This window comes from Leisingera sp. M658 (assembly GCF_025144145.1).
Lineage (GTDB): Bacteria > Pseudomonadota > Alphaproteobacteria > Rhodobacterales > Rhodobacteraceae > Leisingera.
The window spans coordinates 51,688-72,874 of record NZ_CP083547.1 but is presented as its reverse complement, the minus strand read 5'-3'; the positions used below and the strand labels follow the sequence as shown (position 1 = coordinate 72,874).

Below are 21,187 nucleotides of genomic sequence, written 5' to 3'. Positions count from 1 at the left end.
CCTCGCGCTCCCCGGAGTATTTTTGCAAAGAAGAACCAGACGCCTGTTTAGAGCCGATCAAACAGCCGCCCAGGCAGCGCATCGTGACGCGGCAGGCCAAGCTCCCGCATCAGACAGAACATCATCGCCTGGTTGGAGGTGACAACCGGTTTGCCCAGATGCGCCTCGATCCGCTCCACCGCCTCAACCGCGCGCATGTCCGTACAGCTCAGCACGATGGCCTGCGCCTGCGGGTGGTCCGCCTGGCAGGCCAGATCAAATACCTCCTTCGGGGTCAGCTCACCCTGGCCGTAATTGCCCAGCTCGCGGCCAATATCCGCGCATCTGACCGTTTCGATCCCGCTGGCAGCCAGAAAGCCCATCGCCTGCCTGTTGATCTCGCCGAGGTAGGGCGAGGAAAATCCGACCTTCACCGCCCCCAGCGCCTGGATCCCCGCCACTAGCGCCCCCGCGGCGGTCAGGGAAACGGCACCGGAGCTTGCCTTGATCCGCGCCGCCAGCGTTTCATCAAACCCCGGCCCATGGGTCAGCGTTGCTGAGGTGCAGCCGTAAAGCACCACATCGGGACGCACGCCCGAGATCATCCTGAGATCATGGCTGATGTCGGAGACGCCAAGCCCCGCCATCTGGCCAGAACCCGGGATCTCGTCCACGTCATAACCTCCCAAGCGCTGAAAGTGCACCGTGGTACCGGGTGCCCGCATCAGCATCATGTCCGGTTCCAGGTTGGTGTTGGTGTAGGGCACCAGCACGCCGATTTTCGCGCGGGTGCGGGTTTCATGATTCATGTGAGCACTCCTTTCAGCACCGCCAGCGCGCGGTCCATCACGTCCTGGCTGCTGATGGTGGCGCGCAGGCAATCGCTGAGGCCGTAGCCGCCCATGCCGCGCATCAGCAGCTTTTCCGCCCGCAGCGCCGTATCCGCCGCCTGTGCTTGCACGGGCGAGGCAAAGCGCATCAGCACAAAATTGGTGTGGCTTTGCGGAACCGTCAGCCCCAGCGAACGGCAGCCCGCGGCAAAGCCATCCCGGATCGCGGCAGTTTTGGCCACCGTATCGCGCATATGCGCCTGGTCTTGCATTGCTGCCGCCGCCATCGCTTGAGATGGAATGGATATATTATTGGGGTTCAATAGTTTACGCACTTCACCCGCGATCTGAGGCGGAAAATAGCCCCAACCGGCCCGGGCGCCTGCCAGGCCATAAGCCTTGGACAGGGTCCGCAGCACTACGGTATCGCCGCGCTCTGCCAGGGCGAAGATTTCGGCAGGGTCGTTTTCCGCATCGGCAAACTCGGCATAGGCCTGATCCACCACTAGCAGCACATCCGCAGGCAGGCCCGCGCGCAGACGCAGGATCTCGCCGTTGGGAACCAGCGTTCCGGTTGGATTGCCTGGGTTGCAGACAAAGACGATGCGGGTATTGGGCGTGACCGCGGCCAGAATATCATCCACCGAAACCGTCAGATCCCGCTCGCGCGACTTGACATAATCCGCCTGCACTTGGGCCGAGGCGGAGGATACAAAGGCATAGCCGTAATCGGTGCCCAAGACCCGGTCGCCCGGCCCGGCAAAGGCACGGATCAGGCAGCCGATCAGCTCCATCGAGCCGGCGCCGCACAGGACCCTGGCCGGGTCCAGCCCGTGCACCTCGGCCGCCGCGGCGCGCAGATCGGGCCATTCCGGGTCCGGATAGAGCGGCATCTGCCCCAGCACTGCCTTGCCTGCCGCAATCGCCGCCGGGCTGGCAGCAAAGGCGCTTTCGTTCTGGGCCAGGGAGATGGTCCCCTCGCCGCCCAAGTCAGCCAGCGCATAAGGCGCCATGGCGGCAACATGCGGAACTGCGCGGATCATTTGGCACCTCCATAGGCGCTAGCGCCTTCCGCGGTCACCAGCCCGCGTTTCAGGTCCAGTGCCAGGGCGTCCGGGTCGCGTTCGGACGGGTTGCCAAAACCGCCGCCGCCGGGGGTTTCAAAGATCAGGCAGTCGCCGGCCTCCACCCGCAGCTCGCCCTTGCCGGGGATGTCCTGGCCGCCATCGCGCAAGCGGATGCGGCCCGGGGCGCCGGGCTGTCCGCCCATCCGGCCAAGCGCCGGGAACTTCAGCCGCTCCACCGACAGGAACACAATGAAGGGCGCGCCGTTCGACGCCGTCATTTCGATCCGCTGGCCAAGGCCGCCGCGGTATTTGCCAGCGCCGCCGGAGCCGGGACGCAATTCTCGCCGCCACATGATGACCGGGGCAACCGCCTCGGTGATTTCCACCTGGCTGCCATAGACGCCAGACGGGTAGGCTGTTGCCGACAACCCGTCCGCGTGGGGCCGCGCACCGGTGCCGCCATTGTGGACCGGCTCAATGGCGAATTCGCGGCCGCCGTCACGGGCCACCTCGGGCGCGTGGCGCATCGGCAGGTCGAACATGCAGCTGGCGCCTTCGGCCGGGACCTGATCGGGCAGCGCCTGATGCAGGCAGCCCAGCACCAGATCCGGCGTCACCTGCCCCAGGGTATGGCGCATTGCCACCGGCACCGGACGCTGGGCATTCAGGATGCAGCCCGCAGGCCCATCCACCGTGAACAGCTCCAAAGACCCGGCATTGTTGGGAATATCCGGCCCCACAATGCAGCGCAGTGCAAACACTGTATAGGCGGTGGCATAGTTCAAGGGCACGTTGATACCCTTGCCGGAGCAGCCCGAGGTGCCGGTGAAATCCACATGCATCCCGGTCTTGGAGACGGTCAGCGTGGCGTGCAGCTCCAGCTCATTCTCGTAGCCGTCCATTTTCAGGACGTTCTTGTAGACGCCCTCGGGCACTTCGGTGATCGCCTCCAGCGTGCCGCGGCGGGAAGTGTCGATGATATAAGCGCCCAAAGCATCCAGATCATCAATGCGGAACTCCTCCATCATGTTCACCAGCCGCGCCGCCCCAGCCTCGCAGCAGGCAATCAGCGCATAGATATCGCCCTCATTGGCAACCGGTTCGCGGCTGTTGGCACGGATGATATCCATCAGCAGCGCGTTGGGCGCGCCTTCCTCGACCAGCTTGCAGGGCGGGATCAGCAGACCTTCGTCATAGATGTCAGAGCCTTCCGGCCCCATTCCCAGGCCGCCCAGATCCACCAGATGCGAGGTGCAGGAGGTGAAGCCCACCACCTTGCCCCCCTTGAAGACGGGCATCATCAAAAGGAAGTCGTTCAGATGCCCTGAGGCCAGCCAGGGATCGTTGGTCATATAGATGTCGCCGGGCTTCATGGTCTCAGCCGGGAAGCGTTCGCGCAGGTGCAGCACCGCTTCGGCCATGGTGTTGATATGGCCCGGTGTGCCGGTCACAGCCTGGGCCAGCATTTGCCCCTTTGCGTCGAAAATCCCGGCAGAGATATCGCCGCATTCGCGCACGATGGGTGAAAAGGCTGCCCGGATCAGGGTCTGGCCCTGTTCCTCGACCACCGCCAGCAGGCGGTTCCACATCACTTGCAGGCGGGCCGGCGCGAGGGCCTGCGAAAGATCGGCAGCCATCATGCGTCTCCTTTTTGGTCTTGGATCAGGACAAGGTTACCAATTGCATCCACATGGGCCGAGAAATCTGCCGAGACCAGCGTGGTGGTTTGCGGCTCGGTGATCAGCGCCGGGCCGCAGATACGGCTGCCGGGTTTCAAACTATCCCGCGGCACAAATGCCGCCTGCTTTTCACGTCCATCCAGATCGCAGATGATGGGCCGGTGCGCAGCCGGGGTGACGGTCCGCAGCTCCGGTTTCTCCGGCACCACAGTGACCGCAACATCCGGCGTGGCCACCCGCACCGCCCAGTTCAGGATCTCGATCTTCATTCCCGGCACCGGGCGGGAGAACTGCTTGGCGTACTCGGTCTCAAAAGCCGCCGTCAGAGGCTCCAGATCCTCTGCTGTCAAATCGCGGTCCGGCAGGGTGATCTCAATCTCATGCCCCTGCCCGCTGTAGCGCATGAAGGCGGTGCGCCGGACCTCTGTCGCAGCGTCGCCCGCGCCCTGCGCCACCACCGATTTCGCCTCGTCGATCATCTGGGCGAACAGGCTGTTGATTTGCCCCGTATCCATGGTTTCCAGCAGCGAATAGCGCGACCGCACGATCTCAAAGGAAACCGGCGCGAACAGGAATCCTACAGCTGAGCCGACACCCGGGTTCGGAGGGATCACGATGCGCGACACCCCGGCAGAGCGCGCCACCCGGCTTGCATGCAGCGGACCGTTGCCACCAAAGGCAATCATGGTGCGCGGACCCAGATCCTTGCCCGACTCCACCGCATGCATCCGGCCGGCGCTCGCCATGCTTTCATCAACAATGCGGCTGACGCCATCGGCGGCGCCAACGCCGTCCAGGTCCAGCCGTGAACCGATCACCCGCGCCAGCGCCTCCTTCGAGGCTTCCGGGTCGATCTTGATATGCCCCTCGGCAAAGGTATCCGGCACGATGTAGCCCAGCGTAATGTCGCTGTCGGTCACCGTCGGTTCCGTCCCACCGCGCCCGAATGCTACCGGACCGGGTTCAGACCCTGCCGATTTCGGCCCCACCGTCAAGCGCCCCAGCCGGTCCACCCCGGCGATGGAGCCGCCGCCCGCACCAATCTCGATCATCTCGATCACCGGGATGCGCACTGGCATCCCCGACCCCTTGATGAACCGCGCCGCGCGGGCGATTTCAAACTGGCGCGAGGTTTGCGGGCGGGCGTTATCAATCAGGCACAGCTTGGCGGTGGTGCCGCCGACGTCAAACGATAAGACCTGATCCAGTCCAGCCTGTGCCGCGATACGGGCGGCAAGGATTGCACCGCCGGCGGGTCCGCTCTCCACCAGCCGGACCGGGAAACGCGCCGCGGTCTGGATGGTGCACATGCCGCCGCCGGCGGTCATCATCAGGATCGGGCAAGTGACGCCTTCCGCTGCAAACCGTTCGGCAAAGCGCGCGAGGTAAGTCTCCATCAGCGGCTGGATATAGGCATTTGCCACCGTGGTGCAAAGCCGGTCGAATTCCCGCGCTTCGGGGCTGACCTCAGACGAGATCGACACCATCAGCCCCGGACGGCGCTCAGCCAGAATGTCCCGCAGCCAGCGCTCATGATCAGGGTTGGCATAAGAATGCATCAAGCAGACCGCCACTGCATCAGCGCCGCTGGCGTCCAGCTCGGCAATCAGCGCCTCGACCGCGCTGTCCTCCATGCCAATCAGCACTTCGCCTGTCGCAGACATCCGTTCCCGGATGGTCAGTGAGCGTTCCCGCGGCACCAGCAGATCGGGCTTTTCCAGATTGATGTCATACTGCGAATAGCGCCGCTCATAGGCGATTTCCAGAATGTCCCGGAACCCCTCGGTGGTCACCGTTGCCACCGTCGCCCCGCGCCGTTCGATCAGCGCATTGGTGGCCAGCGTGGTGCCATGGATGAAGCCAGTCACCTCGCCCAGGGACCACCCCAATTGCGCCGTCACCCGCGCGGCACCTTCCATGGCGCCGTCTGCCGGGTTTTGATGGGTGGTCAGGGTTTTGGCGGAGGCCAGGATAGTGTCATCCCCCGCCACCAGCACGGTGTCGGTAAATGTGCCGCCTATATCAATGGCAAGGCGCAGCGTGTTTGAGGCTATCATGTTTCATTCCAAAGTCTGCCTTTAGGGATCCGTCCAACGCCCGGTCAGGGCTGACAGGCTTCAGGCGGCGGCCAGATTGCATCCGGTTGCGCGGCGATCCATGCGTTTGGGAATGAATGTGTACTTCATGCTTGTATCCTGCGGTGCGGCCCCTCGGGCAGCTTGGCGGATTGCGACATGAAAATTGTCTGATTGCGCCGCAAAACCCACAGGCAGCGGCCTTCCCCTCCCGGCAGCAGATGCAGCCGGAAGGGGAAAAGACTTAGCCGAAATGCAGGGTTTTGACTTCCTGATAGTCCTCCAGCCCCAGCATGCCGCCTTCGCGGCCGTTGCCGGACTGTTTGTAGCCGCCAAAAGGCGAGCCGTAGTTGAAGCCGCCGCCGTTGATATGCACGGCACCAGCCCGCAGGCGGGCGGCAACGCGCTCAGCCCGCTCCGGATCGCCGGTCTGCAGATAGGCCGCCAGCCCATAAGGCGTGTCATTGGCGATGCGGATGGCGTCTTCTTCATCCTCAAACGGGATGATCACCAAGACCGGGCCAAAGATCTCTTGCTGCGCAATCGCCATTTCATTGGACACATCGGCAAAAACCGTCGGGCGCACGTACCAGCCCTTGTCCAGCCCTTCGGGACGGCCCAGTCCGCCTGCCAGCACTGTGGCGCCCTCATCGATGCCTTTCTGGATCATCTCCTGCACCCGGTCGTACTGGATACGGTCAAACATTGGTCCGATGTGATCACCCTCCTGGCTCGGGTCGCCCACGGCCTGGCCCTCCGCGGCTGCCTTGGCAATCTCCAGCACCTGATCGTAACAACTGCGCTCCACCAGCATCCGGGTTGGCGCGTCGCAGCTTTGGCCGGTGTTGTACATGCACTCCAGCACCGAAGCCGTCACCTTCTCCTGCAGATCGGCATCGGCAAAGACCAGATTGGGGGATTTGCCGCCCAGTTCCAGCGTCACCCGTTTGACCGTATCGGCGCTGTCCTTGGCCACCGCCACCCCGGCCCGGGTCGACCCGGTGAAAGACATCATGTCAACGTCCACGTGCCGCGACAGCCCGGCACCCACGGTCGGCCCGTCGCCATGGATCAGGTTGAACACCCCCGCCGGATAGCCCGCATCATGGATCATCTGCGCATAGACCGCTGCCGACATCGGCGTGTGCTCTGACGGTTTCAGCACGCAGGTGGCCCCGGTCGCAAGCGCCGGCAGCACCTTCAGCGCGATCTGGTTCACCGGCCAGTTCCACGGCGTGATCAGCCCGCAAACCCCGATCGGCTCGCGCACCAGAATATCGCCGTTGGGCAGGGTTTCGCGCAGCTCCTGGGTCTTCAGCGCCGCAAGAATCCCCTCCAGATGGCCTATACCTGCATCCGCCTGGGCGTCGCGCGCCATCGAAATCGGCGCGCCCATTTCCGCGCTCAATGCCTGTGCCATCTCCTCGCGGCGCGCGTTGCTGATCTCCAGCAACCGCTCCAAAAGCGCAATCCGCTCATCGCGCGACGTTTGCGAAAAGCTCTCAAATGCCGCCTTGGCCGCAGCAACCGCGGCGTTCACATCCACTTCGTCGCCCAGGATTATTGTCCCGATCCGGCCCTCGGTCGCCGGGTTCAGAACCGGGAACTCGCGGCTGGAATGCGGTGTCACCCAGGCGCCGCCGATATAGAATTTTTGCAGGTCCATCAGGTCAGTCTCACTTTTGCGTGGTGATTTCGGTTCAGAATCTCAAGGAGCCGGGGCAGATGCGCCGGCACCGGACGCACCTCAGCCGTTTCAGAAACAGTGGACGGGGGCCCTGCCGCCGTCAAGCGCAGGGATAACCCTGCTGTAAACTCTTCCAGCCCTCCCGGGCTGCGCGATCTGACACCGGAGAATGACCGGCTTGCTGCCGCTCCGGTGCAGCAAAAACGGCAGGATTGATGCTTTTTACGAAACATCCCGGCTGTGGGCTGCGCGCATCAGTGCACGACAAAGACGCCGATTGCGGCAGGAATCTGTTCGCGGCCCGTGCGGCCCGGTTTAGGTTTTTCGAAAGCCCGCACCAAAAAGACCGGGCGTCTAGAGGCAAGTCATGAGCAGATCCAAGTGGACAGCCCGTTGTGTGCTGCTGGCCGGGACCATCCTGTGCAGCTGCACCGTTGTTGGCGTGGACTACCAGCGCCCGGACTTTGCGGTGCCGGCAGCCTATTACCAATCCCGCAGCTATGCGACCGCGCAGGGCGCGGCTGAGACCTGGTGGCAGGGGCTGAACGATGCCACGCTGAACCGCATGGTTGACGCAGGCCTGGCGCAAAACCTTGGCATCAAGGCCGCCCGCGAACGCCTGAAAGCCGCCGAAGCCCTGCGCCGCGGCAGCGGCCGGCCGCAGCAGGTCAGCGGCAGCCTGGAAGGCAGTTCAATCTTTTCGCGCCGCGAATCCCAGAACAATTCCTCCAGCCAGGATATCGCCGAGGTCGGCGCAACCTACGTTTTTGATCTGTTCGGCGAATTCGAACGCCGCTCTGAACGCGCCGTCGCCGACCGGGACGCGCAGTTTTACCAGATGGCCACCACCCGGCTGGCAATCACCGATGCGATCACCCGCACCTATATCCAGGCCCGCTTTTTCCAGCGCGGCGCAGCTGTCACCCGCAAGACGATCCGCCTGCGCGAACAGATACTGGGAACCGTGGTCGAACTGCAGGAAGCCCGCGCCGTGCTGGCGCTGGATGTGGAACGCACCAAGTTGCAGGTCGCCAGTGCCAAGGCGGACCTGCCCGGCTTTATTGCCAGCTACGAATCCTCGGTGTTTGCCCTGGCCACCCTGCTGGACCGCGACGCGTCCGAAGTTTTTGCGATGATGAAGGGCAGCTACAGCCAGCCCTACCCGGCGACCAAGCCGGAGCTGGGCGTGCCCGCCAGCCTGCTGCGCAACCGCCCTGACATCCTGCTGGCCGAGGCCCAGCTGCGCAGTGCCACCGCGGATATCGGCGTCACCGAGGCGGAATTGTACCCGTCTCTGGAAATTACCGGCTCGGTGCAGGCTGTCCGGCATGTGCCCGATCTTTACTCGATCGGTCCGAGCCTGAATTTCCCGCTGTTCAACCGTCCTGTGCTGCGTGCCTTCCACAAACGGGCCATCGCCGAGGCCAAGGCGACGGAGTACGATTACCGCGCAGCCGTGCGCGGCGCCGTAGAAGAGGTCCAGTCCCAGCAAAGCGCGCTGCGCGCCGCCCGCCAGCGCACTGCGGCGCAGGTCCGGGCGGTCAATCTGGGCACCAAAGTTGCTGATCTGGCGCGCGAAACCTTCACCGCCAGCGAAATCACCTTGTTCGACCTGCTCAACACCGAAGAAGCGCTGCGCGACAACGAGCTGAACCTGATCTCCGCCCGCCGTGATCTGGCACTGGCCTGGGCCGGGTTGCAGATTTCACTGGGCAAGGGCTGGGCACCGGATCAAACCCCGGCCAGCGCAGCCGCAGCATTGTCAGCAAAGGCTGAGTAAGGTCAGGCATTCAGTTCCGGTGCAGGACAGGTTCAGCGCAGGCTGGGCCGCGAGCGGTATCAGGCCTGTTCCTGCTGCATCTGCTCAACCATCTGCCGGGCGCGCTTGCACTGCAGCTTGTCGCGCAGCGGGCTGTCGGGGTCGATGTCTTTCGAGCAGACCACGCATTTGTCGGCGCCCGAGATCGCATTCAGCCCGCCGCAACTGCCCTTGATCTTCTTGCCCATCAGGATCACGCCCAGCGACATGCCCAGGGTGACGATCAGCAGCAGGATGAAGGCCAGAAGAAAAGTGCTCATATGTGGTCCCTCGCAGGATGGCTTGGTGCGCGGCTTCAGTTTCCGGTCAGCGCCTCAAATGCGCTGCTGGCAGTGGTCATATAGGCATCCGCACCGGCTTGCACGTCCCGATCAATGAAAAACACGGCAAGTTTATGCTCCTCCGCAAGCTTCAGCCCGTTTTCACGGCCCAGAACCAGCATCGCGGTGGCCCAGGCATCCGCCAGCATGGCGTTTTCCGCAATCACTGTGACCGAGGTCGTGCTGTGCGTCACCGGCCGCCCCGCCACAGGGTCGAGGATATGGGAATAGCGCTTGCCCTCATGCTCGAAATAATTGCGGTAATCACCGGATGTCGCCAGCCCCAGATTGCTGACCGGCACAATCAGTTGCACCGTCTGCGCCGCCGCATCGGGTTTCTCGATACCAATGCGCCAGGCCTCGCCTTTGGCGTTTTCACCCTTGGTCACCAGATCGCCGCCGATTTCCACCATATAGTGTTCAACACCGAAGCTCTTCAGCGCAGCCGCCACCGCATCAACACCGTATCCCTTGGCGATGGCCGACAGGTTGATACCGGTCTCCGGCGCGGATTTCTTCAGCGTGCCGGCCCCGGCGTCCAAAGTCAGCAGCCGGGCCTGGCCGACGCCCTCCAGTGCCTTGGCAATAGCGACATCGGAGGGCACCGGATCCTCGGGCTGACGCGGGCCGAAGCCCCACAGCTCGATCAGCGGCCCCAAAGTCACGTCGAACTTGCCGCCTGATTTTTTATGCACATCACTGGCCGCAGCCAGCACATGGGCAAATTCTGGCGACACCCGCACCGGCGCGGTGCTGCGCGCGGCCGAGAAGGTGGAGACCTCAGACGCCGGATCCCAGTTCGACATCTTGGCGTTGACCGTTGCCAGCGTGCCTTCCACGGCGGTGGCCAGGGCCGCCTGCTCCAGATCCCCGCCAATCGCAATCACACTGTAGGTGGTGCCCATGGTTTCACCCGACAGCCGCACTTCTTCCGGCGCGTTTTCGAACCAGCAGCCGGACACCGCCAGCACCGCAGGCAGGATCAGGGCAAACAAGAACCTTCTGGGCATCGGCAAATCTCCGTCGGCAAAACTGGCGCTGCTATGCCCCCGCCCCGCGCCAGAGTCAAATTTGGCGCCCCAGGGATCAGAACTTCAGCGGCACAAAGGCCAGCGCCAAGAGGCCCAAGGCGGCAGGCACCCCGAACAACCAGGCCCGCAGCCGCGCGTTCGGCGCTTCGGTCTTCCAGGTCTGCCGGTACATATGGCCGCAGACAACCACCAGGAATACGATCAGCGCACCGGTGACAGGGGTCAGATAAAGGGTGTCGAACATGTTGTTTTCCGGCCTATGTTAGCGCTCGCGTCATTTCGCCCCTTCCCGGATCGTAATCCCGCGTTAAGATGAGGATATCACCTGATCCAGGATAGGAGGAGACCCGCGCAATGGCACCGACCTCATACCAAGCTCCGATGCGGGGCGACAAGGAGGACAAGCACACATACAGCCAGTCCGCCGATTCAAATCTGTCGCATTCGCAAACAACAGTGGCCAAGCTGCTGGAGGGCAAAGGCGATGCCATCTTTGCGGTGCGCCCCAATGACACCATCGGCCATGTGGTTGATGTGCTTAAGGAAAAACATATCGGCGCGCTGGTGGTCACCGACCAGAACGGCGACCTGCAGGGCATCCTGTCGGAACGCGACATCGTGCGGCGGATGGCGGAAACCCCCGGCCACACCCTGCCGCAGGAAGTTTCGGCGCTGATGACCACAGCGGTGAAGTCCTGCACACCGGATGACTATCTGCATGACGTTCTGAAAGCCATGAGCGAAGGCCGCTTCCGCCACATGCCGGTGCTGAAAGACGGCAAGCTGGCCGGCATGATCACCGTGGGCGACGTGGTGAATTTCCGCCTGCAAGAGCTGGAATATGAAACCCTGCGGATGAAACAGATGATTGTCGGCTAAGAATTCGGCGGCGGCGGGTCAGGGAAACGGCCCGCCGCCCTCTTCCTGCAGGGCGTCCAGAAACGCCTGCACATCTTCCGCTTCCGCCAGCGCCGCCATATGGCGCTTGATAGCCGGGCCGTAGAACTCCCACATCTGCCGCCGCAACGCCGCACCGTCCGCGGTCAGATGCAACACCTTGCCACGCCGGTCGTGTTCATAAACCGTTTCGCGCACCAGCCCCTGTTTTGCCATACGCGCCAGAATGCGCGACAGGTTGGACTGTTCGAACAGCAGGTTTCTGGTCAACTCAAAGGCGCGCACCCCGCCCGTCCCTGCCATTTCAATGCCCCACAGCACATCGTACCATCGCAGGCCGGGCAGCCCGGCGGTGCGCAGCTCTGCCTCCATCTCCCGGTGCGCCTGTCGGTAGGCCCGGTTCAGCAGGATCCAAATCTCGGTTTCCCGTTTACTTGGCGTCATGTGTAATCACGAATTGGTGAGTGAAGCACGCCGCAGGTATTTTTGCGTGCGGGTGCGGTGAAATAGATGGCATAACATCTATACGGGGTTCCGCGCCAAGATTGAACCCCGCAATCCAATTCCGTCCCACGGACAAATCCAGACAGGGATACCATCATGTTGATCAAGATTGCACCGCTTGCCGCCGCCGCACTGCTGGCCGCGCCCGCCGCCTTTGCAACCACCTATAAAACCGACCAGGGCCATACCGAAGTTCAGTTCAGCTGGAGCCACGCCGGTGTTTCGGTCCAAAGCGGTGAATTCACCCAGGCCGAGGGCACGCTGGAAATCGACCCCGAAAACCCCGAAGCCGCCTCTCTGAATGTCACCATCAAGGCCGACAGCCTGGCCACCGGCTTTGGCCCGCTGGATGACCACATTTCCAGCGCCGATTTTCTGGAAGTTGCGACCTATCCCGAGATCACCTTTGTCAGCACCAGCGTGGAAAAGACCGGCGACAACACCGCCAATGTTTCCGGCGACCTGACCATCCATGGCACCACCAAACCGGTTGTGCTGGAAACCACGATGACCCATTTCGGCCCGCATCCGCTGGGCGGCGCGATCGAATACTACCAGGGCGACTGGGCCGCGTTTGAGGCCAGCACCACCATCGACCACCAGGCGTTCGGCGTCGGCGGCTTTTCCACCGGGCCGATCACCATCCGCATCAGCACCGAGATGCGGGCACAGTAAACGCCGCCGCAGCCAGGCGTTGAAACAAAGAAAGCCCCGGATGTTTGCATCCGGGGCTTTTGGTTTTCCGCTCTGCGTTCCGGCTTAGCCGCCGAAGTCGTCCAGCATGATGTCCTCGCGGTCCACGCCCAGATCCAACAGCATGTTGATCACCGACTGGTTCATGATCGGCGGACCGCACATGTAGAATTCACAGTCTTCCGGCGCCGGATGGTTCTTGAGGTATTCCTCGAACAACACGTTATGGATAAAGCCGGTGTAGCCTTTCCAGTCATCCTCGGGCTGGGCATCCGACAGCGCCACGTGCCAGTCAAAGTTGTCGAACTCCTCGGCCAGGCCGTCAAAATCCTCGACAAAGAACATCTCTTTCTTGGAACGCGCACCGTACCAGAAGCTGATCTTGCGGTCGCGGTTCTGCAACCGCTTCAGCTGGTCAAAGATGTGGCTGCGCATCGGCGCCATGCCGGCACCGCCGCCGATGAACACCATTTCCTTTTGGGTGTCGCGGGCAAAGAATTCGCCGAACGGACCGGAAATAGTAACCTCATCCCCCGGCTTCAGGTTAAAGATGTAGGACGACATCAAGCCCGCAGGAATGCCTTCGGAGCCCGGCGGCGGCGAAGCCACACGGACGTTAAGCATGATCATGCCCTTCTCGTCCGGGTAGTTCGCCATTGAATAGGCGCGCTCAACCGGTTCCGCCACATGCGACTTGTACTGCCACAGATTGAAGCGGTCCCAATCCTCGCGGTACTCCTCCTGAATGTCAAAGTCGGTATAGGCCAGCTGGTGCGCGGGCGCTTCGATCTGGATGTAGCCGCCGGCGCGGAAGTTCACGTCCTCGCCTTCGGGCAGTTCCAGCACCAGCGCCTTGATGAAGGTCGCCACGTTATCGTTCGAGCGCACCTTGCAGCGCCATTTCTTGACCCCGAAGACTTCTTCGGGGACTTCGACTTCCATGTCCTGCTTGACCGCAACCTGACAGGACAGACGGTCGCCGCAGCCCGCTTCGCGCTTGGTGATATGGCTCTCCTCGGTCGGCAGGATCGACCCGCCGCCCGAATGCACCCGCACCCGGCACTGGGCACAGGTGCCGCCGCCGCCGCAGGCGGAAGGAACGAACAGTTTTTCCGCCGCCAGCGTTTGCAGCAGCTTGCCGCCCGCAGGCACCGAGATGGTTTTTTCACCGTTGATGGTGATGTTGACGTTGCCGGTTGAGACCAGGCGGGAACGGGCAGCCAGAATAAGGGCCACCAGCGCCAGCACGATCACCGTGAACAGAACAACGCCGAGCGTGAAAGTTTCCATGTTTCCGCGCTCTCCTTACAGTTTGACGCCGCTGAAGGACATAAAGGCCATCGCCATCAGTCCCGCGGTGATAAAGGTGATGCCAAGGCCCTGCAGACCGTCCGGCACGTCGGAATACTTCAGCTTCTCGCGCACACCGGCCATTGCGGTGATCGCCAGCGCCCAGCCAAAGCCGGAAGACAGGCCATAAGTGGTTGCCTCGGCAAAGTTATAGTCGCGTTCCACCATGAACAGAGACCCGCCCAGAATGGCGCAGTTCACCGTGATCAGCGGCAGGAAGATCCCCAGCGCGTTGTACAAAGGCGGGAAATACTTATCCAGGATCATCTCCAGGATCTGCACCATCGCCGCGATCACCCCGATGTAGGAGATCAGACCAAGGAAGGTCAGATCCACATCCGGGAAGCCCGCCCAGGCCAGCGCGCCGGGTTTCAGCAAGTAGGTCAGCAGCAGGTTGTTGGCCGGCACGGTGATGGCCTGCACCACCATGACCGAAATCCCCAGCCCCAGCGCGGTCGAGATCTTTTTCGACACCGCGATGAAGGTACACATGCCCAGGAAGAAGGACAGCGCCAGGTTTTCAACAAAGATGGCCTTGACGGCGAGTGAAATCAGCCCTTCCATCAGTGCGCCTCCACGGATTGGATTTTATATTCACGCTCTTCCACCTGGTTCGGCTTCCAGGTGCGGAAGCCCCAGATCAGCAGGCCGATCACAAAGAACGCCGAGGGCGGCAGCAGCAACAGGCCGTTCGGCACATACCAGCCGCCGTTGTTCACGGTCTCCAGGATGGTGATGCCAAACAGCGAGCCGGAGCCGAACAGCTCGCGGATCACGCCGACCAGCATCAGGATCAGGCCGTAGCCCAGACCGTTGCCGATGCCGTCAATAAAGGAGGCCACAGGCGGGTTTTTCATCGCAAACGCTTCGGCGCGGCCCATCACGATACAGTTGGTGATGATCAGACCGACAAAGACCGACAGGGTTTTTGAAATCTCAAACGCATAGGCCTTGAGCACCTGATCCACCAGGATCACCAAGGACGCAATGATCACCATCTGCACGATGATCCGGATCGAACCGGGGATCTGGTTGCGCAGGACCGAGATGAACATCGACGAGAACGCGGTCACAAATGTCACCGCCAGGGTCATCACAAACGCCACCTGCAGCGACGAGGTCACCGCCAGCGCCGAGCAGATGCCCAGAACCTGCAGCGTGATCGGGTTGTTGTCGACCAGCGGGTCGACCAGCATTTCCTTCTTGGTCTGCGACATCAGAAGTCTCCCGCTTGCAGGGCGGTCAGGAACGGCGCGTAGCCCTCCTCGCCCATCCAGAATTTCACCAGGTTGTCCACCCCTGCCGAGGTCAGTGTCGCACCGGCCAGCGCATCAATATGGTGCTCCGGGCCAGCGGCGGTTTGCGCCTTGGCAACGGTGATCTGCAACTCGCCATCGGCGTCATGCAGCTTCTTGCCGCTCCACAGGGATTTCCAGCGCGGGTTGTCCACCTCGGCGCCGAGGCCAGGGGTTTCGCCGTGCTGATAGAACTGCAGGCCAAAGATATCGTTGCCGTTCTCCTCAACCGCGATGAAGCCATAAAGGGTCGACCACAGGCCATAGCCGTGGATCGGCAGGATCACCTTATCCAGATCACCAGCCTCGTCGCGCAGCAGATAAACAGTCTTGTAGCGCGACTGGCGGCCGATGCCGGCCGGATCATTGTCCAGCGCCCGGCTCAGCTCAGGATCCTGCGCGGCGGCCAGACCGTCAAAGCTGGCAGCGTCGAACTGATCGGTGAATTCACCGGTCTGCAGATCCAGCACCTGCGGCTCAAACGAGGCAAACGCCTCCGCCACATCGGTGCCGGGCTGATACAGACCCGCGACTTGCAGAATGTTCAGCTGCTTGTCACGCGCCTTGTTGGCCTCTTGCACCGGGCGCAAGCTGACAGCGGCAACCGACACGATCATCGAGGCAAACAGGCACAGCGTCACCGCAACGAACAGGGTCTTGCCAACCGAATCCGGAGACGCGGCCAGGAAGCGGCCGATCAGGCCTTTGCTTTGGGTATCAGCCATGGCGGCGCGCCCTCCGTTTGATGTTGGCCTGCACGACGAAATAGTCGATCAGCGGTGCAAAGACGTTGCCGAACAGGATCGCCAGCATCATGCCTTCGGGGAAGGCCGGGTTCAGCACCCGGATCAGCACAACCATCACGCCGATCAGAGCACCATAGATATAGCGGCCCATGTTGGTGTGGGATGCGGACACAGGTTCCGTGACCATGAACACCAGACCAAAGGCATAGCCGCCCAGCACCAGATGCCAGTACCAGGGCATGGCAAACATCGGGTTGGTGTCGGAGCCGATCAGGTTCAGCAGCAGCGAGAACGCAATCATGCCACCCAGACAGCCCGCGATCAGGCGCCAGTTGGCAATCTTGGTGAACAGCAGGAAGGCCAGACCAATGGCGCAGGCCACGGTCGAGGTCTCGCCAAAGCTGCCCTGAATGGTGCCATAAAACGCATCAGACCATTCGATGCCCTTCGCGGCCAGCGATTGCACGCCTTCAGCCGCGGAGACACCCAGCGCGGTGGCGCCGGAAAACCCGTCAACCGGGGTCCAGACACTGTCGCCCGACATATTGGCCGGATAGGCGAAATACAGGAACGCCCGGCCCGTCAGGGCGGGGTTCAGGAAGTTCTTGCCGGTGCCGCCAAAGACTTCCTTGCCGATCACCACGCCAAAGATGATGCCCAATGCCACCTGCCACAGCGGCGCCGAGGCCGGCATGATCAGCGTGTACAGCATCGAGGTCACAAGGAAGCCCTCGTTCACCTCATGGCCGCGCACGGTGGCAAAGATCACCTCGAAAATACCGCCGGCAATCAGCGTCACCAGATAGATCGGCAGGAAATACAGGAACCCATGCGCCACATTGGCCATCGGGTTCGCCGCATCCAGCGAGATACCGAACATCTGCAGGATGGCAATCCGCCAGCCGGTGGCCGCATCCGCCCCCAGCGCAGCAATCGCCGAGTTGGCCTGATAGCCGGTGTTCCACATGCCCCACAGAATGCAGGGGATGGTGGCAATCACCACATAGGTCATGATCCGCTTCATATCGATGTATGAACGCGCGTGCGGCGCTGCGGTGGTCACGGATTTCGGGGTATACAGGAAGCTTTCCACCATTTCGTAGACGGGGAAGTACTTCTCGTACTTGCCCCCCTTCTCGAAATGCGGCTCGATCCTGTCAAAGAAGCTGCGCAATCCCATCCGGCTCAGCCCTCCTTTTCAATCTTGGCAAGGCAGTCGCGCAGCGCTTGCCCGTATTCATATTTGGCGGGGCAGGCAAAACCGACGAGGCCCATGTCCTCTTCGTCCAGCTCCAGCGCACCCAGTGCCTGTGCGGTATCGGTGTCCATCACCAGCAACGCGCGCAACAGTTGTGTCGGCAGATAGTCCTGCGGCATCAGCTGCTCAAACGTGCCGGTGGGCACCATCGCGCGGCGGCCGCCGTTGAGGTTGCTGGTCAGGCTGTACAGTTTGCGGCTAAGAGCGGAGCCCAGCACCGGCTGCACCGCGTATTTGCCGCCCATCGGGCGGATCCAGCCCAGCGGGATCTGCTTGCGGTCTTCTTCCATCAGGGCAACCTGACGGGCAAAGCGGCCAAGGAAGGCAAACGAACCCGCAGCCTGACGGCCCGACAGGATCGAACCCGAGATCACCCGCACCGGACCGTCCGCAACAATCTCTCCACGGGTCAGCTCATCGGTGGAGGCGCCGGTGACGGTCCGCACCAGACGGGGCTGGCGCGCAGCAGGACCAGTCAGCGCAACAACAACAGACGGATCCAGATGGCCGGTCTGCAGCAGGCGGCCGATGGTGATCACGTCCTGATAGGATATCGTCCAAACCTCGTCGTCACCCTTCACCGGATGCAGGAAGTGGATGTGGGTGCCGGCAAGACCGCTGGGATGCGGGCCGGAGAACGCAGCAGCCTCAACCCCGGCAATATCGGTGCCCGGAATGCTGTCGCCTGCCTTTTGGCACAGATAGGTGGTGCCCTCGGTCAGCAGGGTCAGCGCTTTCAGACCTGCCGCAAAAGCCTCGCCCGCGTCATTGATGATCAGCGCGGCGTCACCGGCCAGCGGCTCGGAATCCATCGCCGTCACAAAGATCGCGCCCGGTTTGGAGCCCGGCTGCGGCATCTTGGAATAAGGACGGGTGCGGAACGCGGTCCACAGACCAGCCGCGCACAGCTTCTCGGTCAGCCCATCGGCAGTATCCGCATTGCCAGTGGCCGAGAAATCGACACCTTTGTCTTCGGCATCGGAAACCGAAATCACCACGCTTTCCAGCACCCGGCGCGCACCGCGGTTGATCGCCACGACCTTGCCGGTCATCGGCGCCACCATCATCGCGTCTTCGGCATCCTTGTGGCAGAACAGCGGAGTTCCGCGCTGGACCTCCTCGCCTTCCTGCACCAGCATGCGGGGTTTCAAACCCAGATAATCGGGGCCCAGAACCGCCACCGATGTGATGGCCGGGCCGGGGTGAATGACCTGCTCCGGTGCGCCTGTCACCGGCAGATCCAGCCCCTTCCTCAAGTTAAATGTCTTCATATTTGCGCTACGTCCTTGTGAGGCCGATTCCCGTGGCGGTACTTATCTGTTTCCGGCGGCGGAGACAAAGAAAACGCAAGATACGGTCGCTTTTGTCTCTTCACCAGCCGGGTCCGGCCCTGTTTGATTGCGCCTCTCGAATCAAATTTGCCGCCGAATGGCAAGGCCAGCGCCCCGCCTCTGCGCCAGATTCCTCCGTGATCGCAGCTTCTAAGCCAGAATGCCGCATTCAGGACCCGCCAATACGTCAGATGCGCCACCCGGAAGCGGCAATCGCGCACCCTGCCTGTGGACAAAACACCCCGGCCAAGCAGGGCTTGCCGGGGCGGTTCAATGTGATGGCGCTAACGCCTGCGGCAGCCCGCATGTGATTCGCGACAGACCCGCAGATTTTGCGCTGATCTCACGCTTCCCAGACCATCTCCGGCGCGCCCATCAGATCGCGGTCAACGGTGATCCCAAGACCAGGCGCATCCGGCACCAGCACGCCGCCGTCCTTGACGGCTGCGTCGAATTCCGCGGTTTTCAGCGTCACCATATCGCGGCAGTCCAGAATGCAGCGCAGGGACCGCTCCGGCACCGTCGCGCCCAGATGCGCAATGGCCGAGAACGCGATGGCTGAGCCGACCGTATCCTGCACACTGACGGTTGCGCCCGCAGCCAGACACATGTCCCGGTGCCGCCGCCCATGGGTCAGCCCTCCCGCCTTGGAGATCTTGAGGCCGATGCCATCGGCCACATCCTCCGCCAGCATCAGGGCGATGTCCTCATCCTGCTGCACCAGCTCATCCAGGATGATCGGCACCGTGCAGCGCTTGCGCAGCGACATCGTCTCGCGCCAGGTCTTGCAGGGCGCCTCCAGCACAAAATCCAGCCCCTCGGGCAGCATCCGCAGCATCCGCAGCGCGGTTTCCGGCGTCAGCCCGCCATTGGCATCGACCAGAAAGAACTCGCCCGGCTGCCGGTCGGCCAGCGACGCGCGGATGCGTTCGGCGTCCAGCGCCGGGCCGCCTTCGCTGTCCAGCGCGCCGACCTTGACCGAATGCCCCAGATAGCCCATCTCGCGGTGCTGGGCGACGCGGGCGCGCATGTCCTCAGGGCTGCCCGCATAGATCGAGGAGATCACCGGCAGGCGTTTCCCGGTTGAGCCGCCCAGCAATTCGCAAACAGGCAGGTTCACCGATTTCCCGAACAGGTCCCAGCAGGCCAGATCAATTGCCGATTTGGCGTGATTGTGGCCCAGCAGCGCCTCGTCCATCGCCTCGTTGATGCGGTCCATCTGGCGCGGATCACGGCCCAGCAGATAGGGCGCAATCTCGGCAATCCCCGCCCGCGCGCCCAAGGCATGCGCGGCGATATAGGTGGCGCCGAACGGCGTGCTCTCGCCCCAGCCCTCCAGCCCGGTATCGGTGGTGATGCGCACGAAAGACGCATCAAAACTGCGGTATTCCCGCCCGCCCGACAGCATGTAGACACCGCCGGAATAGGGCAGGTCCTGCTGATAAAGCTCGATCTTTTTGATCTTCACGCCTCGGCCTCCGGAATCATCAGCACCAGCTTGCCGGTGTGTTTCTTGCTTAGGAAATCTTCCTGCGCAGTGGCAATCTCGGCCAGCGGATAGGTCTTGGCGACCAGCGGGCGGATTTCTCCGGCCTCAATGTAAGAAATCAGATTGGCGAACACCTCGTCCTCCTGAAAGGTGCAGCCCATCAGGGTCAGGTCCTTCAGATACAGTGTGCGCACGTCGATTTCGCTGATCGGCCCGGCGATGGCGCCAGCGGTGGCATAACGCCCGCCGCGCCGTAAAACGTCCATAAACGCAGGCCATTGCTCACCGGCAACCAGATCGACCACCACATCGACGGATCCCTCGCCCAGTTCGCGGCGCAGATCAGCGTTGCGATCCACCACCCGGTCGGCGCCAAGCGCCAGCACCTCATCCGCTTTTGCAGCAGAGGACAGCGCGATCACAGTGGCGCCGCGGCGCTTGGCCAATTGCACGGCGGCAGAGCCGACGCCGCCCGACGCGCCCGAAATCAGCACGGTTTCGGCGCCAAGGCCAACCCGGTGCAGCATGTTCTCAGCCGTCGAATAGGCGCAAGGGATCGAGGCCAGTTCCGCGTCAGACCAGTTGCAGTTCACCGCATGGGTTTCGCGTGCAGGAGCCACCGCAAACTGGGCAAAACCGCCGTCGCATTCGCTGCCGAAGGTCCAGCATTCATAGGGGCGGTAATCGACGTAAGAACGCAGCATGTTGCGCACCAGCACCCGCTCGCCGATGCGGGTGGGATCAACCCCCTCCCCCACCGCCGCGATTGTCCCGCAAGCGTCCGCGCCCTGAATGCGCGGAAACTCCAGCGGTTTGCCGGACCAGCTGGCGTCATCGTCATCGACGCTGTCAAACCCGGTGGCGCCGCCCGCATTGGTGTCCGCATCCACCGCCTTGGAATACCAGCCGATACGGGTGTTGATATCGGTGTTGTTGATGCCCGCCGCCGCGATGCGGATCAGCACCTCGCCCGCCTTGGGCTGCGGCACCGGCACATCGGTGCGGTACTCCAGTTTGCCGATACCGCCGTGGCCGGTCAGCAGCACCGCCGCCATTTTGCTGGGAATCATGAGTGTCTCTCCCTGAAATAAAACTGGCCGGCCCTCCCCTGCCGGCCAAACAGGCTGCTGTCCCCGT

Annotated in this window: 20 protein-coding genes; 3 read left to right on the top strand and 17 right to left on the bottom strand. The window is 62.6% G+C overall.

What is annotated here, in order from left to right:
- Nucleotides 1-47 precede the first annotated feature (47 nt).
- From K3724_RS21485 to K3724_RS21465, 5 genes are all read right to left on the bottom strand, one after another.
- Entirely contained in the window at nucleotides 48-788 is a 741-nt protein-coding gene (locus tag K3724_RS21485; protein WP_259992896.1) for an Asp/Glu racemase, read from the bottom strand.
- The gene (locus K3724_RS21480) at nucleotides 785-1,852 is read right to left on the bottom strand and encodes a histidinol-phosphate transaminase (protein ID WP_259992895.1); all 1,068 of its coding nucleotides are present in this window, start codon (nucleotides 1,850-1,852) and stop codon (nucleotides 785-787) included. Before K3724_RS21480 ends, K3724_RS21485 begins: the two co-directional genes overlap by 4 nt.
- Complete coding sequence (locus K3724_RS21475; protein ID WP_409201428.1) at nucleotides 1,849-3,516, bottom strand: hydantoinase B/oxoprolinase family protein; 1,668 nt, start codon at nucleotides 3,514-3,516, stop codon at nucleotides 1,849-1,851. The genes K3724_RS21480 and K3724_RS21475 overlap by 4 nt, the downstream gene beginning before the upstream one ends.
- Nucleotides 3,513-5,612 (bottom strand): hydantoinase/oxoprolinase family protein, encoded by a 2,100-nt coding sequence (locus K3724_RS21470; RefSeq protein WP_259992893.1) that lies wholly within the window; start codon nucleotides 5,610-5,612, stop codon nucleotides 3,513-3,515. Before K3724_RS21470 ends, K3724_RS21475 begins: the two co-directional genes overlap by 4 nt.
- A 262-nt stretch (nucleotides 5,613-5,874) precedes the next feature.
- Nucleotides 5,875-7,296: an aldehyde dehydrogenase family protein gene (locus tag K3724_RS21465; protein WP_259992892.1), complete on the bottom strand. Its 1,422-nt coding sequence runs from the start codon at nucleotides 7,294-7,296 to the stop codon at nucleotides 5,875-5,877.
- 388 nt (nucleotides 7,297-7,684) lie between these two features.
- Between K3724_RS21465 and K3724_RS21460 the strand changes: the two genes are divergently transcribed.
- Complete coding sequence (locus K3724_RS21460; RefSeq protein ID WP_259992891.1) at nucleotides 7,685-9,097, top strand: efflux transporter outer membrane subunit; 1,413 nt, start codon at nucleotides 7,685-7,687, stop codon at nucleotides 9,095-9,097.
- Between the two features lie 59 nt (nucleotides 9,098-9,156).
- Here K3724_RS21460 and nqrM read toward each other — a convergent pair whose 3' ends face one another.
- The 3 genes from nqrM to K3724_RS21445 form a co-directional block, all read right to left on the bottom strand.
- Entirely contained in the window at nucleotides 9,157-9,396 is a 240-nt protein-coding gene (gene nqrM, locus K3724_RS21455) for a (Na+)-NQR maturation NqrM (RefSeq protein ID WP_024092707.1), read from the bottom strand.
- A 35-nt stretch (nucleotides 9,397-9,431) separates the two neighbouring features.
- Nucleotides 9,432-10,466: an FAD:protein FMN transferase gene (locus K3724_RS21450; RefSeq protein WP_259992890.1), complete on the bottom strand. Its 1,035-nt coding sequence runs from the start codon at nucleotides 10,464-10,466 to the stop codon at nucleotides 9,432-9,434.
- 76 nt (nucleotides 10,467-10,542) lie between these two features.
- Nucleotides 10,543-10,731, bottom strand: coding sequence for a hypothetical protein (locus tag K3724_RS21445; protein ID WP_259992889.1), 189 nt, complete (start codon nucleotides 10,729-10,731; stop codon nucleotides 10,543-10,545).
- A 110-nt stretch (nucleotides 10,732-10,841) separates the two neighbouring features.
- Between K3724_RS21445 and K3724_RS21440 the strand changes: the two genes are divergently transcribed.
- Nucleotides 10,842-11,366 (top strand): CBS domain-containing protein, encoded by a 525-nt coding sequence (locus K3724_RS21440; protein ID WP_259992888.1) that lies wholly within the window; start codon nucleotides 10,842-10,844, stop codon nucleotides 11,364-11,366.
- A gap of 18 nt (nucleotides 11,367-11,384) precedes the next feature.
- On the opposite strand, the gene K3724_RS21435 is transcribed toward K3724_RS21440, so the two are convergent.
- On the bottom strand, nucleotides 11,385-11,828 hold the full coding sequence (locus K3724_RS21435; protein WP_259992887.1) for a MarR family winged helix-turn-helix transcriptional regulator: 444 nt from the start codon (nucleotides 11,826-11,828) through the stop codon (nucleotides 11,385-11,387).
- 156 nt (nucleotides 11,829-11,984) lie between these two features.
- Here K3724_RS21435 and K3724_RS21430 point away from each other — a divergent pair, with 156 nt between their 5' ends.
- Nucleotides 11,985-12,563, top strand: coding sequence for a YceI family protein (locus K3724_RS21430; protein WP_259992886.1), 579 nt, complete (start codon nucleotides 11,985-11,987; stop codon nucleotides 12,561-12,563).
- A gap of 84 nt (nucleotides 12,564-12,647) precedes the next feature.
- Here the strand turns inward: K3724_RS21430 and nqrF are convergent, their stop codons facing one another.
- From nqrF to K3724_RS21390, 8 genes are all read right to left on the bottom strand, one after another.
- On the bottom strand, nucleotides 12,648-13,871 hold the full coding sequence (nqrF, locus tag K3724_RS21425) for an NADH:ubiquinone reductase (Na(+)-transporting) subunit F (protein WP_259992885.1): 1,224 nt from the start codon (nucleotides 13,869-13,871) through the stop codon (nucleotides 12,648-12,650).
- A 15-nt stretch (nucleotides 13,872-13,886) separates the two neighbouring features.
- Nucleotides 13,887-14,495, bottom strand: coding sequence for an NADH:ubiquinone reductase (Na(+)-transporting) subunit E (gene nqrE, locus K3724_RS21420; RefSeq protein WP_058284773.1), 609 nt, complete (start codon nucleotides 14,493-14,495; stop codon nucleotides 13,887-13,889).
- A complete protein-coding gene (locus tag K3724_RS21415; protein ID WP_134831521.1) occupies nucleotides 14,495-15,148 on the bottom strand; it encodes an NADH:ubiquinone reductase (Na(+)-transporting) subunit D in 654 nt (217 codons plus the stop codon). The genes nqrE and K3724_RS21415 overlap by 1 nt, the downstream gene beginning before the upstream one ends.
- Nucleotides 15,148-15,951: a Na(+)-translocating NADH-quinone reductase subunit C gene (locus K3724_RS21410; RefSeq protein WP_259992882.1), complete on the bottom strand. Its 804-nt coding sequence runs from the start codon at nucleotides 15,949-15,951 to the stop codon at nucleotides 15,148-15,150. Before K3724_RS21410 ends, K3724_RS21415 begins: the two co-directional genes overlap by 1 nt.
- A complete protein-coding gene (locus tag K3724_RS21405; protein WP_259992881.1) occupies nucleotides 15,944-17,152 on the bottom strand; it encodes an NADH:ubiquinone reductase (Na(+)-transporting) subunit B in 1,209 nt (402 codons plus the stop codon). Before K3724_RS21405 ends, K3724_RS21410 begins: the two co-directional genes overlap by 8 nt.
- A gap of 5 nt (nucleotides 17,153-17,157) precedes the next feature.
- Nucleotides 17,158-18,501, bottom strand: coding sequence for a Na(+)-translocating NADH-quinone reductase subunit A (locus K3724_RS21400; protein WP_259992880.1), 1,344 nt, complete (start codon nucleotides 18,499-18,501; stop codon nucleotides 17,158-17,160).
- Between the two features lie 403 nt (nucleotides 18,502-18,904).
- Nucleotides 18,905-20,029, bottom strand: coding sequence for a mandelate racemase/muconate lactonizing enzyme family protein (locus K3724_RS21395; RefSeq protein WP_259992879.1), 1,125 nt, complete (start codon nucleotides 20,027-20,029; stop codon nucleotides 18,905-18,907).
- Nucleotides 20,026-21,120 (bottom strand): alcohol dehydrogenase family protein, encoded by a 1,095-nt coding sequence (locus tag K3724_RS21390; protein ID WP_259992878.1) that lies wholly within the window; start codon nucleotides 21,118-21,120, stop codon nucleotides 20,026-20,028. The genes K3724_RS21395 and K3724_RS21390 overlap by 4 nt, the downstream gene beginning before the upstream one ends.
- Nucleotides 21,121-21,187: the final 67 nt, after the last annotated feature.